At 59.5% G+C, this 16,814-nt stretch carries 17 protein-coding genes; 9 read left to right on the top strand and 8 right to left on the bottom strand.

The genetic code is table 11. The annotated features are described in order from the left end of the window. Positions 1–90: 90 nt before the first annotated feature. A complete protein-coding gene (locus T3A99_RS08330) occupies positions 91–747 on the bottom strand; it encodes an alpha/beta hydrolase (protein ID WP_322834212.1) in 657 nt (218 codons plus the stop codon). A 473-nt stretch (positions 748–1,220) separates the two neighbouring features. Here T3A99_RS08330 and T3A99_RS08325 point away from each other — a divergent pair, with 473 nt between their 5' ends. From T3A99_RS08325 to T3A99_RS08310, 4 genes are all read left to right on the top strand, one after another. Further along, positions 1,221–2,252, top strand: coding sequence for an amino acid ABC transporter substrate-binding protein (locus T3A99_RS08325; protein ID WP_047228859.1), 1,032 nt, complete (start codon positions 1,221–1,223; stop codon positions 2,250–2,252). A gap of 65 nt (positions 2,253–2,317) precedes the next feature. Then, entirely contained in the window at positions 2,318–3,499 is a 1,182-nt protein-coding gene (locus T3A99_RS08320) for an amino acid ABC transporter permease (protein WP_047228860.1), read from the top strand. Between the two features lie 12 nt (positions 3,500–3,511). Next, complete coding sequence (locus T3A99_RS08315) at positions 3,512–4,609, top strand: amino acid ABC transporter permease (RefSeq protein WP_047228861.1); 1,098 nt, start codon at positions 3,512–3,514, stop codon at positions 4,607–4,609. A gap of 11 nt (positions 4,610–4,620) precedes the next feature. Then, positions 4,621–5,385, top strand: a complete 765-nt coding sequence (locus tag T3A99_RS08310; protein ID WP_047228862.1) for an amino acid ABC transporter ATP-binding protein — start codon at positions 4,621–4,623, stop codon at positions 5,383–5,385. 58 nt (positions 5,386–5,443) lie between these two features. Here the strand turns inward: T3A99_RS08310 and T3A99_RS08305 are convergent, their stop codons facing one another. Both T3A99_RS08305 and T3A99_RS08300 read right to left on the bottom strand, forming a co-directional pair. Further along, positions 5,444–5,932, bottom strand: a complete 489-nt coding sequence (locus T3A99_RS08305; RefSeq protein WP_047228863.1) for a type II toxin-antitoxin system MqsA family antitoxin — start codon at positions 5,930–5,932, stop codon at positions 5,444–5,446. Continuing rightward, positions 5,929–6,240, bottom strand: a complete 312-nt coding sequence (locus T3A99_RS08300) for a type II toxin-antitoxin system MqsR family toxin (RefSeq protein WP_047228864.1) — start codon at positions 6,238–6,240, stop codon at positions 5,929–5,931. The genes T3A99_RS08305 and T3A99_RS08300 overlap by 4 nt, the downstream gene beginning before the upstream one ends. 319 nt (positions 6,241–6,559) lie before the next feature. Here T3A99_RS08300 and T3A99_RS08295 point away from each other — a divergent pair, with 319 nt between their 5' ends. The 4 genes from T3A99_RS08295 to T3A99_RS08280 all read left to right on the top strand — a co-directional run bounded on the left by T3A99_RS08295 (position 6,560) and on the right by T3A99_RS08280 (position 9,821). Beyond that, positions 6,560–7,888: a CynX/NimT family MFS transporter gene (locus T3A99_RS08295; RefSeq protein ID WP_076383631.1), complete on the top strand. Its 1,329-nt coding sequence runs from the start codon at positions 6,560–6,562 to the stop codon at positions 7,886–7,888. A gap of 85 nt (positions 7,889–7,973) precedes the next feature. Further along, entirely contained in the window at positions 7,974–8,444 is a 471-nt protein-coding gene (locus T3A99_RS08290; RefSeq protein ID WP_047228866.1) for a nuclear transport factor 2 family protein, read from the top strand. 41 nt (positions 8,445–8,485) lie between these two features. Then, on the top strand, positions 8,486–8,809 hold the full coding sequence (locus tag T3A99_RS08285; protein ID WP_076383632.1) for a GIY-YIG nuclease family protein: 324 nt from the start codon (positions 8,486–8,488) through the stop codon (positions 8,807–8,809). Positions 8,810–8,888: 79 nt separating this feature from the next. Continuing rightward, a complete protein-coding gene (locus T3A99_RS08280; RefSeq protein WP_322834211.1) occupies positions 8,889–9,821 on the top strand; it encodes a glutathione S-transferase family protein in 933 nt (310 codons plus the stop codon). Between the two features lie 86 nt (positions 9,822–9,907). Here T3A99_RS08280 and T3A99_RS08275 read toward each other — a convergent pair whose 3' ends face one another. From T3A99_RS08275 to yejK, 3 genes are all read right to left on the bottom strand, one after another. Further along, positions 9,908–10,183 (bottom strand): hypothetical protein, encoded by a 276-nt coding sequence (locus T3A99_RS08275; protein ID WP_047228869.1) that lies wholly within the window; start codon positions 10,181–10,183, stop codon positions 9,908–9,910. Positions 10,184–10,492: 309 nt separating this feature from the next. After that, entirely contained in the window at positions 10,493–10,849 is a 357-nt protein-coding gene (locus tag T3A99_RS08270; RefSeq protein ID WP_322834210.1) for a glutaredoxin family protein, read from the bottom strand. Then, the gene (gene yejK / locus T3A99_RS08265) at positions 10,849–11,853 is read right to left on the bottom strand and encodes a nucleoid-associated protein YejK (protein WP_047228871.1); all 1,005 of its coding nucleotides are present in this window, start codon (positions 11,851–11,853) and stop codon (positions 10,849–10,851) included. The genes T3A99_RS08270 and yejK overlap by 1 nt, the downstream gene beginning before the upstream one ends. A gap of 395 nt (positions 11,854–12,248) precedes the next feature. On the opposite strand from yejK, the gene T3A99_RS08260 reads away from it, so the two are divergent. Beyond that, positions 12,249–12,530 carry an HU family DNA-binding protein gene (locus T3A99_RS08260; protein WP_047228872.1) on the top strand — a complete coding sequence of 94 codons (282 nt, stop codon included), beginning with the start codon at positions 12,249–12,251 and terminating at the stop codon, positions 12,528–12,530. Positions 12,531–12,643: 113 nt separating this feature from the next. On the opposite strand, the gene rlmF is transcribed toward T3A99_RS08260, so the two are convergent. Together rlmF and T3A99_RS08250 are read right to left on the bottom strand one after the other, a co-directional pair. Continuing rightward, entirely contained in the window at positions 12,644–13,663 is a 1,020-nt protein-coding gene (rlmF, locus tag T3A99_RS08255; protein WP_076383633.1) for a 23S rRNA (adenine(1618)-N(6))-methyltransferase RlmF, read from the bottom strand. Between the two features lie 265 nt (positions 13,664–13,928). Next, positions 13,929–16,775, bottom strand: coding sequence for a valine--tRNA ligase (locus T3A99_RS08250; protein WP_322834209.1), 2,847 nt, complete (start codon positions 16,773–16,775; stop codon positions 13,929–13,931). Positions 16,776–16,814: the final 39 nt, after the last annotated feature.

Genomic DNA, 16,814 nt, shown 5'->3' with positions numbered 1-16,814 from the left:
TGGTTAAGGAATGTACGCCGGCCAGTGTAATGCAAGAAACGGGCGCGGCGTAGTGTGATCGTCAAGGGGTTGACATGTCCTCACGCCCGCTTAGCGCAACCGCTCGCTCAGCCAGGTGCCGATGTCGCGAATCTCTTCGGGTAACACTTCATGGCCCATTGGGTATTCTTGCCATGTCACGGTGACACCATGCTGTTTCAAATACTCTTTCGCGGTCCGCCCCATGGGGTTGAGTACCACTTCGTCGTACTGGCCGTGTAGCGCCAATACCGGAATGCGCTGCTGGCTGGCCGACAATTGCAGTTCTTCGCTGAAAGTCGGTGCATAAGTGGACAGCGCGACTACGCCCCCCAATGGACCCTGCCATTTCACGAACGCGGTGTGATAGACCACCGCGCCGCCTTGGGAGAAACCTGCGAGGAAAATCCGCGAGGCGTCTATTCCAAGGGCTCGCTGGGCTTCGATCAGGTCGATGACCCGCTGCGCCGACACTTCCAGCTGTTGCTCGTCGATGGCCCGCGCGGGGCTCAGGGCGCGGATATCGTACCAACTCGGCATGGCGTAGCCGCCGTTGATGGTCACCGGCTGGGTCGGCGCTTGAGGCAGAACGAAACGTGTCGTGAGCAGGCTTTGCTGCAGCATTTCGGCCACCGGCAGGAAGTCGTAACGATCGGCGCCCAGGCCGTGGAGCCAGATGACGCACGCGTCGGCGGTGGCGCTGGGCTCGAGAATCAAGGGGTCGGTCATGGTCTGCTCCAAATCTGTGCGGGCGCGCTCATTCAGTGCGTTATTACAGTGCGGGCCCGGTGCCTCAGTTAATTAGATGTCGCAATCTTAAAAGTTTTTGTCTTGACGTGTCTCATAAGGGTCAAGCGCAGCGGTGTGGTACGGCGTTTGCTTTGAGGTAGCTTGAGTGATGATTCTTACGCTGCGCGGTAACACTATCAGCTTGACGCGCCGCATGGGATATCAGAAATCCGGTGATGGATGTTCGCCAATAGCCGCTACGGGCTTCGCGAACGTGAAGGGCTACAGCCCGTTCGGCCGATTGGTGAGAGATGAGGCAGGCGCCCTGTTTAGGGGCATTCTCATTATTAGACTCATAGCGAAGGTCCAGACGTCGGTTGACCCTAAAAAAAGCCAACAAGGGTCGGCAATGCCCCATAAGGGTGCGACAGGGCTCGAGCTCCGACACAACAAGAGCAAAACTGGAGGTTTGAATGAAGTTACTGAAATCCACCCTGGCCGTCGTGACTGCAGCAGCAGTGCTCGGCGTCAGCGGGTTCGCTCAGGCGGGTGCAACCCTGGATGCCGTACAGAAGAAAGGCTTTGTGCAATGTGGCGTGAGTGATGGCTTGCCGGGTTTCTCGGTACCCGATGCAAGTGGCAAGATTCTCGGCATTGACGCGGACTTCTGCCGTGCCGTGGCGGCTGCTGTGTTTGGCGATGCGACTAAGGTGAAGTTCAGCCAGTTGAACGCCAAGGAGCGCTTCACCGCGCTGCAGTCCGGCGAAATCGACATCCTTTCGCGCAACACCACCATGACCAGTTCCCGTGACGCGGGCATGGGCCTGAAATTTCCAGGCTTCATCACCTACTACGACGGCATCGGCTTCCTGGTAAACAACAAGCTGGGCGTCAAGAGCGCCAAGGAACTGGACGGTGCAACCATCTGCATCCAGGCCGGTACCACTACCGAGCTGAACGTCTCCGACTACTTCCGTGGCAATGGCCTCAAATACACCCCGATCACCTTCGACACCTCCGATGAAAGCGCCAAGTCGCTGGAATCCGGTCGTTGCGACGTGCTGACCTCCGACAAGTCCCAGCTGTTTGCCCAGCGCAGCAAGCTGGCCGCGCCGAAGGACTACGTGGTTCTGCCGGAAACCATTTCCAAGGAACCACTGGGCCCGGTCGTGCGTAACGGCGATGACGAGTGGCTGGCCGTTGTGCGCTGGACTGGCTACGCCATGCTCAACGCCGAAGAAGCCGGCATCACTTCGAAGAACGTTGAAGCTGAAGCCAAATCCACCAAGAACCCGGACGTCGCCCGTATGCTCGGCGCTGACGGTGAATATGGTAAAGACCTGAAGCTGCCCAAAGACTGGGTTGTCCAGATCGTCAAACAAGTCGGTAACTACGGTGAAGTGTTCGAGCGCAACCTCGGCAAAGGCACCCCGCTGGAAATCGATCGCGGCCTGAACGCGCTGTGGACCAACGGCGGCATTCAATACGCACCACCAGTGCGCTGATGGTTCTATCACCCGGTGGGCCAACCACCGGGTGATGTTCTGTTCCATTCTTTGCGGGGCACTTCATGCAAAATTCAATCGGCGCACCTAAGCAGAGGCTTAGCCTCAGCGATCCACGCGTGCGTGCCTGGGTATTTCAGATCGTCACCATTGTGGCGGTGGTTTCACTGGGCTGGTTTCTGTTCGACAACACGCAAACCAACCTAGAGCACCGGGGCATCACCTCCGGCTTCAGCTTTCTGGAGCGCAGTGCCGGGTTCGGCATCGCTCAAACCCTGATCGACTACACCGAAGCGGACAGCTATGCCCGCGTCTTTGTCATCGGGTTGCTCAACACTCTGCTGGTGACGTTCATCGGCGTGATCCTGGCGACGATTCTCGGTTTCATTGTCGGCGTGGCCCGACTGTCGAAAAACTGGATCATCGCCAAAGTGGCAACGGTGTATGTGGAGGTTTTCCGTAATATCCCGCCACTGCTGCAGATCCTGTTCTGGTACTTCGCGGTATTCCTCACCATGCCGGGGCCCCGCGCCGCCCATAACTTCGGCGACACCTTCTTTGTCAGCAGCCGGGGCCTGAACATGCCGGCCGCGCTGGTGGCGGACGGGTTTTGGCCATTCGTGATCAGCGTCGTGCTGGCCATCGTCGCCATCGTGCTGATGACCCGCTGGGCCAACAAGCGTTTCGAAGCCACGGGTGAGCCGTTCCATAAATTCTGGGTGGGCCTGGCGCTGTTCCTGGTAATCCCGGCGCTGTGCGCCCTGGTCTTCGGAGCCCCTGTGCACTGGGAAATGCCGGAACTCAAGGGCTTCAACTTCGTCGGTGGCTGGGTGCTGATTCCCGAATTGCTGGCATTGACGTTGGCACTGACGGTGTACACCGCGGCGTTCATCGCCGAGATCGTGCGTTCGGGCATCAAGTCGGTCAGCCACGGCCAGACCGAAGCCGCCCATTCCCTGGGCCTGCGTAACGGTCCGACCTTGCGCAAGGTGATCATCCCGCAAGCCCTGCGCGTGATCATCCCGCCGCTGACCAGCCAATACCTGAACCTGGCGAAGAACTCCTCGCTGGCGGCCGGTATCGGTTATCCGGAAATGGTTTCGCTGTTTGCCGGTACGGTGCTGAACCAGACCGGGCAGGCGATCGAAGTTATTGCGATCACCATGAGCGTGTACCTGGCGATCAGTATCAGCATTTCCCTGCTGATGAACTGGTACAACAAGCGCATTGCGCTGATCGAGCGGTGAGGAAAAACGCGCATGACATCCCATACTTTCAAACCTGACATGCCCCCACCGAGCAGTAGCATCGGCGTGGTGGCGTGGATGCGCGCGAACATGTTCTCCAGCTGGCTCAACACCTTGCTGACGTTGTTTGCGTTCTACCTGATTTACCTGGTCGTTCCACCGATCATCAGTTGGGCGATCCTCGACGCCAACTGGGTCGGCACCACACAGGCTGACTGCACCAAGGAGGGCGCCTGCTGGGTGTTCATCCAGCAGCGCTTCGGCCAGTTCATGTACGGCTACTATCCGACGGACCTGCGCTGGCGCGTGGACCTGACCGTGTGGTTGGCTGTCATTGGTGTGGCTCCGCTGTTCATCTCGCGCTTCCCGCGCAAGGCGGTCTACGGCCTGAGTTTCCTGGTGCTGTATCCGATCATCGCCTGGTGCCTGTTGCACGGTGGTGTATTCGGCTTGACCACCGTGCCGACCAGCCAATGGGGCGGCCTGATGCTGACCCTGGTGATCGCCACCGTCGGTATCGCCGGGGCTTTGCCGTTGGGCATCGTGCTGGCTTTGGGGCGGCGTTCGAACATGCCGGCGATTCGTGTGGTCTGCGTGACCTTCATCGAATTCTGGCGCGGCGTGCCGTTGATCACGGTGCTGTTCATGTCCTCGGTGATGCTGCCGCTGTTCCTGCCTGAAGGCATGAACTTCGACAAGCTGCTGCGGGCACTGATCGGCGTGATCCTGTTCCAGTCGGCCTACGTGGCTGAAGTGGTGCGTGGCGGCTTGCAAGCCATTCCCAAAGGTCAGTACGAAGCGGCCGCGGCGATGGGCCTGGGCTACTGGCGCAGCATGGGCCTGGTGATTCTGCCGCAAGCCCTGAAGATGGTGATCCCGGGTATCGTCAACACCTTCATCGCGTTGTTCAAGGACACCAGCCTGGTGATCATCATCGGCCTGTTCGACCTGCTCAACAGCGTGAAACAAGCTGCCGCCGACCCGAAATGGCTGGGCATGGCCACCGAAGGCTATGTGTTCGCCGCCCTGGTGTTCTGGATTTTCTGTTTTGGTATGTCCCGCTATTCCATGCATTTGGAACGCAAGCTGGACACTGGCCACAAGCGTTAGGAGCGTAGTTTATGAGTGAAGCGATCAAACAGCCTGTGAGCCCTGAAGGCATTATTCAGATGCAGGGCGTGAACAAGTGGTACGGCCAGTTCCACGTGTTGAAAGACATCAACCTGAACGTCCAGCAGGGCGAGCGTATCGTGCTGTGCGGCCCGTCGGGTTCCGGCAAGTCCACCACCATCCGTTGCCTCAACCGCCTGGAAGAACACCAGCAGGGTCGCATCGTGGTCGATGGCGTGGAACTGACCAACGACCTCAAGCAGATCGAAGCGATCCGCCGTGAAGTCGGCATGGTGTTCCAGCACTTCAACCTGTTCCCGCACTTGACCATCCTGCAGAACTGCACCCTGGCGCCGATGTGGGTGCGCAAGATGCCCAAGCGCAAGGCCGAGGAAATCGCCATGCATTACCTGGAGCGCGTACGCATTCCAGAGCAGGCGCACAAATACCCGGGCCAGCTCTCCGGCGGCCAGCAGCAGCGTGTGGCCATCGCCCGTGCCCTGTGCATGAAACCGAAAATCATGCTGTTCGATGAACCGACTTCAGCGCTCGACCCGGAAATGGTGAAAGAGGTTCTGGACACCATGATCGGCCTGGCCGAAGACGGCATGACCATGCTCTGCGTGACCCACGAAATGGGCTTTGCCCGCACCGTGGCCAACCGTGTGATCTTCATGGACAAGGGCGAAATCGTCGAACAGGCCGCGCCGAACGACTTCTTCGATAACCCGCAGAACGACCGCACCAAGCTGTTCCTGAGCCAGATTCTGCATTGATCCGGCCTTAGGCATTGAAATAGACCCGGACTTGTCCGGGTTTATTTTTGCCTGGGATTCAGGGTGTCAGAACGGTTGCCTGTTCCGGATGGCGGGTAGTCAACAACTGCTTCAAATCGGTGCCCTCGCTCAGTGCGAGTACTTCCGCCATCAGGTGGGGATGACGATCGAGCAGGCGCATCAGCATGAACAGTGGTTGCGGTGGGGCGACTTCGCCACGCTCGTAACGGGAAAAGGCGTTGTGTCCGCCGCCAGACAGCAGTTTCACCGCGTCTTTTTGCGTGAGGTGCAGTTTGCGGCGGATGCGTTTCATCTCCGCCGCCATCGCCTGGGCACAATCTTCGAGCAACTGATCGCTCGCCTGGGAATAACGTTGCGCGCTGTCGGTGTCGTGATCAAATTCGATTTCACCACAGACCCGGCACTCCCATCCGGCGATGTCGTGCACCTGCCGTGCTACCTGCTTGTAGTCGATGGTAAAGCTGCGGCCCTCAAAGTGTTGCATGGCGTCTTGAGTACCGCAGTTGACACATTGCTGCGTTTTCATTGGTCTTTCTCCTTGAAGGAGACTACCGGATGCCCACCGCCAGGGCGGTAGGTCACCTTGATGTAAATCTCCCGATCCTGAAATGTGGTGTGATAAACGTCCTGCCAGATTCGATGATCGGCATAGGTCGTCATCGATTTGTGCAACATCCTGTACTCCAGCGAGGCCATGATTTGCAGCATCCGGGCAGTGCTTAACGACATTCTTCGAGCGCCTTGCTGAGCGCTCATTGTGAATGCCTTGTTCCCCAGCCTGAGGACTTCGGCCTTGACGACTGCCAGGTCGTAGTGGGGTGTGCTCTTTTCCATAGAACTGTATGCCTTGTCCTTAAAATTACCCTTAAGGGGTAATTTTGACCAATCGAAAATTTCGCTCCTTTTCCCTCGCATTGACCTTAGGCGGTTGCCGTCCTACAAGAAGCTGACTAATCTGTCAGAAAATTCAACCCATGCTGCCTACCCCTGCGCTCAGCGAAGGCTATCGTGACTTCCCAAGCGTCATCGGCGCGCAGTGGCGCCAGAGCTTCGTCCTCGTCCTCAACCGGTGTTCGATCTGCACATCGAATCCTCGACGCTGTCGAACAACAGGTTCGGCAATGGGCCAAGGCCCTCCGTCGACAGTTGATCAATGAACCCTGAACCAGAGCTTTCCATGTCCCGCGATACGCTTGACCGCATGACCCCGACGACGCCCAAACGCGCCGCAGAGCTTGAACATTTGCTGATCGACGCCGAAACCGACGATGAGCAGACCCAGCAGGCCCCTCCATTGCTGCGCAAACCCTGGCTGTTACTGCTCGGGTTGATCCTGGTGGCGCTGAACCTGCGTCCGGCGCTGTCGAGCATGGCCCCATTGCTTAGTGAAGTTTCAAAAAGCCTTGGTTTGTCGGCTGCCCAGGCCGGCTTGCTGACGACGCTGCCAGTGCTTTGCCTGGGCCTGTTCGCACCGCTGGCGCCGGTGCTGGCGCGGCGCTTTGGAGCTGAGCGGGTAGTGTTGGGAATCTTGCTGGCCCTGGCCGGTGGGATCATTTTGCGCAGTTCTTTCGGCCAGATCGGCCTGTTTGCTGGCAGCATCCTGGCCGGCGCGAGCATTGGTGTGATCGGTGTGCTGTTGCCGGGCATCGTCAAGCGTGACTTCGCCAAACACGCCGGCGCCATGACCGGCGTCTACACCATGGCGCTGTGCCTGGGGGCGGCGATGGCGGCCGGGGCCACCGTGCCGTTGAGCGAGCATCTGAATCACAGCTGGGCGATGGGCCTGGGGTTCTGGGTGGTGCCGGCGCTGCTGGCCGCCGTGTTCTGGCTGCCGCAAGTGGGCCAGAAACACGGTGCTCATCAGGTGGCATATCGGGTTCGCGGTTTGCTGCGTGACCCGTTGGCCTGGCAGGTGACGTTGTACATGGGGTTGCAGTCGTCCCTGGCCTACATCGTGTTCGGCTGGCTGCCGTCGATCCTAATTGGCCGTGGCCTGACGCCGACCCAGGCCGGGCTGGTGTTGTCCGGCTCGGTCATCGTGCAACTGATCAGTTCCCTGGCGGCGCCCTGGCTGGCGACTCGGGGCAAGGATCAACGCCTGGCCATTGTGATCGTCATGGTCATGACTCTGGGCGGGCTGTTTGGATGCCTCTATGCGCCCATTGAAGGTTTGTGGGGTTGGGCGATCCTGCTGGGGCTTGGGCAGGGAGCAACGTTCAGCCTGGCGCTGACGCTGATCGTGCTGCGCTCGCGGGACGCCCATGTGGCGGCGAATCTTTCCAGCATGGCCCAAGGGTTCGGCTACACATTGGCGTCCATGGGGCCGTTCGCGGTCGGGGTGGTCCACGACTGGACCGGCGGCTGGAGTGCCCTGGGCTGGATCTTCGGCGTGATTGGCCTGGGCGCGATCATCGCGGGCATCGGGGCCGGCCGGGCGCTATACGTTGGGGTCAGCAGCGAAAGAGTCAGTGATCTTCGCTGATGTTATTTTCATGGCGAATGACGATAGTGTTCCTCGCCAGAGCAGATTATCGTGCAGCTCTACTGAAGATTTTCGGAGCTTGTCCATGAGTGATGCCCACAACGCCTTGATCACCCGCTTCTACCAGGCCTTCCAGCGTCTGGATGCCGACGCCATGAGCGCCTGCTACACCGACGACGTGGTGTTCAGCGACCCGGCGTTCGGTGAACTGCGCGGGCGCGATGCCGGCGACATGTGGCGCATGCTCACCACTCGGGCCAAGGATTTTTCCCTGACCTTCGATAACGTGCGCAGCGATGAGCGTACCGGCGGTGCCCACTGGGTCGCGACTTACCTGTTCAGTCAGACCGGCAACACGGTGGTCAATGACATTCAGGCACGGTTCGTGTTTCGCGACGGCAAGATTTGCGAGCACCATGACAGTTTTGATCTGTGGCGCTGGTCTCGCCAGGCATTGGGCACCAAGGGCCTGCTGCTGGGTTGGACGCCCCTGGTGCGCAATGCCGTCAGAGCCCAGGCCCTCAAGGGGCTACGGGCGTTTCAGGCCAGTCGCTGATAAGATTGCGGCTTGTTTTCTACACGTCTGCTGAACATCCTGTGACGACCGCCAACCCATCCTCCGACCTGCCAGGGCAAGCTGCAGCCGAACCGGGCAAACCCTGGTTCGTCTACCTGGTGCGGGCCGCCAACGGTTCGCTGTATTGCGGCATCAGTGATGACCCGGTTCGGCGTTTCGCCAAGCATCAAAGCGGCAAGGGCGCGCGTTTTTTCCTTTCCAGCCCGGCGGTGGCGTTGGTGTACACCGAAGCCTGTCGCGACAAGGGCGAAGCCCTGCGCCAGGAGCGATTGATCAAGAAACTCAAGAAAAGCGCCAAGGAGTGCCTGGTGGCGAGCGCATCGATGTTCCATCAACCGCGCTGATACGGCTTCATCAGAAGGGTAGGCTGTCGGACCCTGGCACGCTAAGCTGCGGGACTTCCTCCCCGCAGTGGCGAACCTCATGTCAGAGCTGATTCTTCATCATTACCCGACGTCTCCCTTCGCCGAGAAAGCCCGCTTGTTACTGGGTTTCAAGGGCCTGTCCTGGCGTTCGGTGAACATACCGCCAATGATGCCCAAGCCCGACCTGACGGCACTGACGGGCGGCTACCGCAAGACCCCGGTATTGCAGATCGGCGCGGATATCTATTGCGACACGGCGCTGATCGCCCGTCGGTTGGAGCAGGAAAAAGCTTCGCCGGCGTTGTTTCCCGAAGGCCGGGAGATGATTGCAGCGTCTTTTGCCGCATGGGCCGATTCGGTGGTGTTTCAACATGCGGTAAGCCTGGTGTTTCAGCCGGAGTCGGTGGCGGTGCGTTTCGCCAAGTTGCCGCCTGAAGTCATCAAGACGTTTATCAGCGATCGGGCCGGGCTGTTCAGTGGCGGTACGACCAAGCATCTGTCTGCCGAACAGGCCAAGCACCAATGGCCCACGATCATGGCGCGTCTTGAGCAACAGTTGCAGCGCGAGGAGGGTGACTTTCTGTTGGGCGATCCATCGATTGCCGACTTCGCCATGGCTCACCCTCTGTGGTTTCTCAAAGGCACTGCGGTGACTTCGCCGCTGGTAGACACCTACCCGGCGATCTCGGCATGGTTGGCGCGAGTGCTGGGTTTTGGCCATGGCGCGTCGAACGCGATGAGTTCCGAAGAGGCTTTGGAAGTGGCTCGCAACGCTACGCCGGCAGCGCTGCCGGATGAGTCATTCGAGGAGCCGAATGGGTTCACGAAAGGGCAGCAGGTGACGATTGCCGCAACCGATTATGGCGTCGACCCGGTGGCCGGAGAGTTGTTGTTTGCCGGTCGTGAAGAGCTGATCCTGCGTCGCGAAGACGCGCTTGGCGGTGTGGTGCATGTGCACTTTCCACGGCTGGGTTTTCAATTATCAACCTGATAAGAAAGTCAGGCGCTCGATTAAAGTCGATCTGTCGCCCGGAGCAGGCAATTCCGGGCGTTTATTCCAGAAGCGATCACCCGATATTACAGCTCGCATAGAACCAGGTGTGGCGCATTGGGAGGAATAAGGCCTTGCAGGTCGAAGATCGTTGTGGCGCGGCGGATTGCATCGCTCGTGCTGCTCCCGTTGAAAACGGTGGTGGTCTGTATGACGGTTTGATTCGGTGGCAGGAAGAGTTGGCAGGTGTATTGCGCGGCAGAGGCGGAACCGGCGTAGATCGCAATGAAAGACAACACCAGGGCGCGGTGGGTGTTTTTTATAACGCGGTTTCGGGCTGGGTAGTGCTGTATCGAGTTCATTTTATATGCTCCGTCTGTTCAGGCGTTCTCGCAAGAGGTTCGGCTCAGCGACGGCTTCGGCTGAGGGGGCATATAAAAAATGAACGCTATTTCAGGCATTGATACTGTAGGAGTTGACAGTCCCGACTAATGGGCGCTTACCGTCTACCCAGGGCTTGCGCTCTGACTGGACCACCGCCATCGCGAGCAAGCTCGCTCCCACACTGGATTTGCAGTGGTAACAGGCTTGGCGTCCGCCACGAATCCCTGTGGGAGCGAGCCTGCTCGCGATGAGGCCATCCGATCCAGCATCATCGCTAGCGGACAAACCTATTTCGCGGACAGTGCCTCAAGGATGTTCTGCGGCTCAAAACCACGAATCAGCGTGCCATTTACATCCAGAATCGGGATCCCGCGCCCGCCCAGCGCCTCATAGGCCTTGCGCGCCTGAGCGTTTTTCTCGATATCGAACTCGCGATAGGGCACGCCTTTTTCATCCAGGAACCGCCGGGTCGCCTTGCAGTAACCGCACCAGTCGGTGGCGTACAGCACAACCCGGGCATCGGCCCGGATCTGTTCAGGCAGCATCTGCGAGGGATTGAATACCCGCTCGATCTTGCCCCAGTTCTGGTACGCCACAACCACCAGCAAAATCAGCAGAAACTTCTTCAGGGCCTTTGCGAGCATCAGTTACGGCGCTTGAGCTGATCGGTCAGCGACGTGGGCAGGCCCTTGATGATCAGCGTGCCGGCTTCTTCGTCATATTCGATCTTGGAGCCCAGCAGGTGGGCTTCGAAACTGATGGACAAGCCTTCGGCGCGGCCGGTGAAGCGGCGGAACTGGTTGAGGGTGCGTTTATCCGCCGGAATCTCCGGCGACAACCCGTAGTCCTTGTTGCGAATGTGGTCGTAGAAGGCTTTCGGGCGATCTTCGTCGATCAGTTCGGACAGCTCTTCCAGGCCCATCGGCTCGCCGAGCTTGGCCTGGCTGCTGGCGTAATCCACCAGGGTCTTGGTTTTCTCCCGGGCGTCGTCCTCGGGCAGGTCTTCGCTTTCGACGAAATCACTGAAGGCCTTGAGCAGGGTGCGGGTCTCGCCGGGGCCGTCGACGCCTTCCTGGCAGCCGATGAAGTCGCGGAAATATTCCGAGACCTTCTTGCCGTTCTTGCCCTTGATGAACGAGATGTACTGCTTGGACTGTTTGTTGTTCTGCCATTCCGACACATTGATCCGCGCTGCCAGGTGCAGTTGGCCCAGATCAAGGTGACGGGACGGGGTCACGTCCAGCTCGTCGGTGACCGCCACGCCTTCGCTGTGGTGCAGCAGGGCGATCGCCAGGTAATCGGTCATGCCCTGTTGATAATGGGCAAACAGCACGTGGCCGCCCACCGAGAGGTTGGACTCTTCCATCAGCTTTTGCAGGTGTTCCACCGCTACGCGACTGAATGCGGTGAAGTCCTTGCCGCCGTCGAGATACTCCTTCAGCCAGCCGCTGAACGGGTGCGCCCCGGACTCGGCATGGAAGAAGCCCCAGGCCTTGCCTTGTTTGGCGTTGTAGCTCTCGTTGAGGTCGGCGAGCATGTTCTCGATGGCCGTGGACTCGCTCAACTCGGAGTCACGGGCATGGAGCACGGCGGGCGTGCCGTCGGGTTTTTTGTCGATCAGGTGGACGATGCAATGACGGATCGGCATGGATTTCTCGGCTGATGAAAGAGAGGAGGGCGCGCTCCCCCAAAAAGGCCCAGTGTACCGCAATCACTGGTTTTGGAACCCTGCAAAGCCCCTTTCAGACCCGTCCGACACGCCATATGCATTTTTTTACCGTTTTCGCGCAAGAAAGCTGACCAAATGGGTAGCTAGAGGCGGATATTTCACAGGCGTTGTGCTAGTTTTGCCCGGTCTTACGCGAAGTCACTGCGTTAAGCGTGCATTCAGCATTTGTCAGGTCGAACCAAACCCGGTTTTCGGCATCTATTACCCCGATCCGTCGTGGTGATTACCGAGGGTGTCTGATCCTCTGAGATCGGGCTCGATGGCTGACACTGCACTCTGCAATCCATATGAATTTGATAGGGAAGGAACACTACATGGCTCTTACTAAAGACCAACTGATCGCTGACATCGCTGAAGCTATCGACGCGCCTAAAACCACCGCGCGTAACGCTTTGGACCAACTGGGTCAGATCGTTGCCGATCAGCTGGAAAATGGCGGCGAAATCACCTTGCCAGGCATCGGCAAGCTGAAAGTCACCGAGCGTCCTGCCCGCACCGGCCGCAACCCTTCGACTGGCGCAGCCATCGAAATCGCTGCCAAGAAAGTTGTTAAGTTCGTTCCAGCCAAAGCGCTGACCGACGGCATCAACAAGTAAGATCGCGTTTAAAAGAAAACCGTGCTGCGGAGTGATCCGGGCACGGTTTTTTATTGCCTTGGAAAAAGTGGTCTGTGGTCAGGGCATTTGTGGCAGCAAGGCCTTGCTCCCACTCAGCCCTTGCGAACCCAACGCGACTGGCGCCACGCCTGCTGCTGTGCCTCGGTCTGGAAGGTCCAGGCCACAAAGCGGCTCTGCTTCTGCCCCTGGGACATTTCCACCACCTGGCTGTGCAGCGCCCCGGCCTTTTTCAAGGCGGTTTGAATCGCCGGTAGATTCGACGCCTTTGACACCAGCGTGCTGAACCACAGCACCTGGCTGGCCACCTGTGCGCTCTCGCCGATCAGTTGCGTCACAAACCGGGCCTCTCCGCCCTCGCACCACAACTCCGCCGCCTGACCGCCAAAATTCAGCACCGGCAGCTTGCGCTTCGGGTCGGCCTTGCCCAGCGCACGCCATTTGCGCTGGCTGCCCTTGGTGGCTTCCTCCAGGGAGGCGTGGAAGGGTGGGTTGCACATTGTCAGGTCGAACCGCTCGGCCTCTTCCAGCAAACCCAACAGGATCTGCTTGCGGTTGGCTTGCTGGCGCAGTTGGATGGCTTTGTTCAGCCCGTTGGACTGGACAATGGCTTTGGCCGAGGCAATGGCCGTCGGATCGATTTCCGAACCGAGGAAATGCCAGCGGTAATCGCTGTAGCCGATCAGCGGGTACACGCAGTTGGCCCCCGTGCCGATGTCCAGCACCTTCACCGCCGCCCCGCGTGGAATCGTTCCTTCGTTGTGGCTGGCCAGTAAATCAGCGAGGAAATGCACGTAGTCCGCGCGTCCTGGCACCGGAGGGCACAGGTAGTCGGCCGGAATGTCCCAATGGGCGATGTCGTAGAAGGACTTGAGCAGCGCCCGGTTGAACACCCTTACGGCTTCCGGGCTGGCGAAGTCGATGCTTTCCTTGCCATAGGGGTTGATGATCACGAACTTCGCCAATTCGGGCGTGGACTTGATCAATGCCGGGAAGTCGTAGTGACCCTGGTGGCGATTGCGTGGGTGCAGGCTGGCTTTCTCCCGCGGCACTTTGGCCTCGATGGCGGGTTTGGGCTTGGAGCGTGCTGGCTTGGGCGTGCGAGGGGCGGTCATGTGCGGGTCGATTCGGGGAGGGTTCAAAAAAGTGGCGGGTATTGTCCCACATCCTGCCCCTGCGAACCCAACTGCAACGATCGGCGCGATCTACTGTGGGAGCGAGCCTGCTCGCGATAGCGGTGGGTCAGCTTGCACCAATGTTGGATGTACCGCCGTCATCGCGAGTAGGCTCGCTCCCACAGGGGGTAAGCGTGTTCACTAGAAAGTACCAGGCATAAAAAAGGAGGTCCATCAGGACCTCCTTCTTCATTGCAAATCCCCGTTACAGGCTGGAGATCCGCGCATGTTGCTCGGCCAGCTTGCCCAAGGCCTGTTCAGCCTCGGCCAGTTTGGCGCGTTCCTTCTCGATGACTTCAGCCGGCGCCTTGTCAACGAAACCGGCGTTGGACAGTTTGCCGCCGACACGCTGGACTTCGCCCTTCAAACGCAGGATTTCCTTATCCAGGCGCGCCAGTTCGGCAGCCTTGTCGATCAGGCCGGCCATCGGCACCAGCACTTCCATCTCGCCAACCAAGGCGGTGGCGGACAGCGGTGCTTCTTCGCCAGCGGCCAGGACGGTCACCGATTCGAGCTTGGCCAGTTTCTTGAGCAGTGCTTCGTTCTCGTGGAGGCGGCGCAGGTCTTCGGCGCTGGCATTGTTCAGGAACAGGTTCAGCGGTTTGCCCGGGCCGATGTTCATTTCGGCGCGGATGTTACGCAGGCTCAGCATGAAGGTCTTGAGCCATTCAATGTCGTCTTCGGCGGCCGGGTCGATGCGGGTTTCGTTGGCCACCGGCCACGGTTGCAGCATGATCGTCTTGCCTTGGGCGCCCGCCAGCGGAGCGACACGCTGCCAGATTTCCTCGGTGATGAACGGCATGAACGGATGCGCCAGGCGCAGGGCGACTTCCAGCACGCGCACCAGGGTGCGGCGGGTGCCGCGCTGGCGTTCGACCGGGGCGTTTTCGTCCCACAGCACTGGTTTGGACAGCTCCAGGTACCAGTCGCAATACTGGTTCCAGATGAACTCGTACAACGCTTGTGCCGCCAGGTCGAAACGGAACTGATCGAGCTGGCGGGTCACTTCGGCTTCGGTGCGTTGCAGCTGGGAAATAATCCAGCGATCAGCCAGGGTCAGCTCAAAGGCTTCGCCGTTCTGGCCGCAGTCTTCGCCCTTGTCCAGCACGTAGCGCGCGGCGTTCCAGATCTTGTTGCAGAAGTTGCGATAACCCTCGACGCGGCCCATGTCGAACTTGATGTCACGACCGGTGGACGCCAGCGAGCAGAAGGTGAAGCGCAGGGCGTCGGTGCCGTAGCTGGCGATGCCGTCGGCGAATTCTTCGCGGGTGGCCTTCTCGATCTTCTTCGCCAGTTTTGGCTGCATCAGGCCCGAAGTGCGTTTCTGCACCAGGGTTTCCAGATCGATGCCGTCGATGATGTCCAGCGGGTCCAGGACGTTGCCCTTGGACTTGGACATCTTCTGGCCCTGACCATCGCGCACCAGGCCGTGCACGTAGACGGTCTTGAACGGGACTTGTGGCGTGCCGTCTTCGTTTTTCACCAGGTGCATGGTCAGCATGATCATCCGGGCGACCCAGAAGAAAATGATGTCGAAGCCGGTGACCAGTACGTCGGTGGAGTGGAATTTCTTCAGGAACTCGGTCTGCTGTGGCCAGCCCAGGGTGGAGAAGGTCCACAGGCCCGAGCTGAACCAGGTATCGAGTACGTCGTTGTCCTGTTGCAGAGCTACGTCCGGACCGAGGTTGTGCTTGGCGCGGACTTCGGCTTCATCGCGGCCGACGTAGACCTTGCCTGACTCGTCGTACCAGGCCGGGATGCGGTGGCCCCACCACAGTTGGCGGCTGATGCACCAGTCCTGGATGTCACGCATCCACGAGAAGTACATGTTTTCGTATTGCTTGGGCACGAACTGGATGCGGCCATCTTCTACCGCAGCGATCGCAGGCTCGGCCAGCGGTTTGGTGGATACGTACCACTGATCGGTCAGCCACGGCTCGATAATGGTGCCGGAGCGGTCGCCTTTCGGCACTTTCAGGCCGTGATCATCGACGCTGACCAGCAGGCCGGCTGCGTCGAATGCCGCGACGATCTGCTTGCGCGCTTCAAAGCGGTCCAGGCCGGCGTATTCGGCCGGGATCTGGCCGTCGACGCTTTCGTTCAGCGTGCCGTCGAGGTTGAACACCTGGGCCGCCGGCAACACGTTGGCGTTCTTGTCGAAGATGTTCAGCAGCGGCAGGTTGTGGCGCTTGCCGACTTCGTAGTCGTTGAAATCGTGGGCCGGGGTGATTTTCACGCAACCGGTGCCGAATTCGGGGTCGCAGTAATCGTCGCCGATGATCGGAATGCGCCGGCCAACCAGGGGCAGCTCGACGAACTTGCCAATCAGGGCTTGGTAGCGCTCATCGTTCGGGTTCACCGCAACGGCGGAGTCACCCAGCATGGTTTCCGGGCGCGTGGTGGCGACGATCAGGTAATCCTTGCCTTCGGCGGTCTTGGCGCCGTCGGCCAGCGGGTACTTCAGGTTCCACAGGAAGCCTTTCTCGTCGTGGTTCTCCACTTCGAGGTCGGAAATGGCCGTGTGCAACTTGGTGTCCCAGTTGACCAGGCGCTTGCCGCGATAGATCAGGCCGTCTTCATGCAGGCGCACGAAGGCTTCCTTCACCGCTTCCGAAAGACCGTCATCCATGGTGAAGCGTTCGCGGCTCCAGTCCACGGACGAGCCCAGGCGACGGATCTGGCGGCTGATGTTGCCACCGGACTCGTCTTTCCATTCCCAGACTTTCTCGAGGAATTTCTCGCGTCCCAGGTCATGGCGGTTCTGGCCCTGGGCTTCGAGGCGACGTTCCACCAGCATCTGCGTGGCGATGCCAGCGTGGTCGGTGCCCGGCTGCCAAAGGGTGTTGCGGCCTTGCATGCGGCGGAAACGGATCAGGGCATCCATGATCGCGTTGTTGAAACCGTGGCCCATGTGCAGGCTGCCGGTGACGTTCGGCGGCGGGATCATGATGGTGTAGGAATCGCCCGCGCCTTGCGGAGCGAAATAATTCTCGGACTCCCAGGTGTTGTACCAGGAAGTTTCAATGGCGTGCGGCTGGTAGGTCTTATCCATGCGCGGCGGGACCCTATTGGCATTTATTCAGGAAAAGCC

Origin of the sequence: Pseudomonas sp. N-137 (genome assembly GCF_034555295.1) — a bacterium.
GTDB classification, from domain to species: Bacteria; Pseudomonadota; Gammaproteobacteria; order Pseudomonadales; family Pseudomonadaceae; genus Aquipseudomonas; species Aquipseudomonas rhizophila.
Note: the sequence above shows the minus strand (reverse complement) of the source record. Positions and strands in the feature narration are given on the sequence as shown.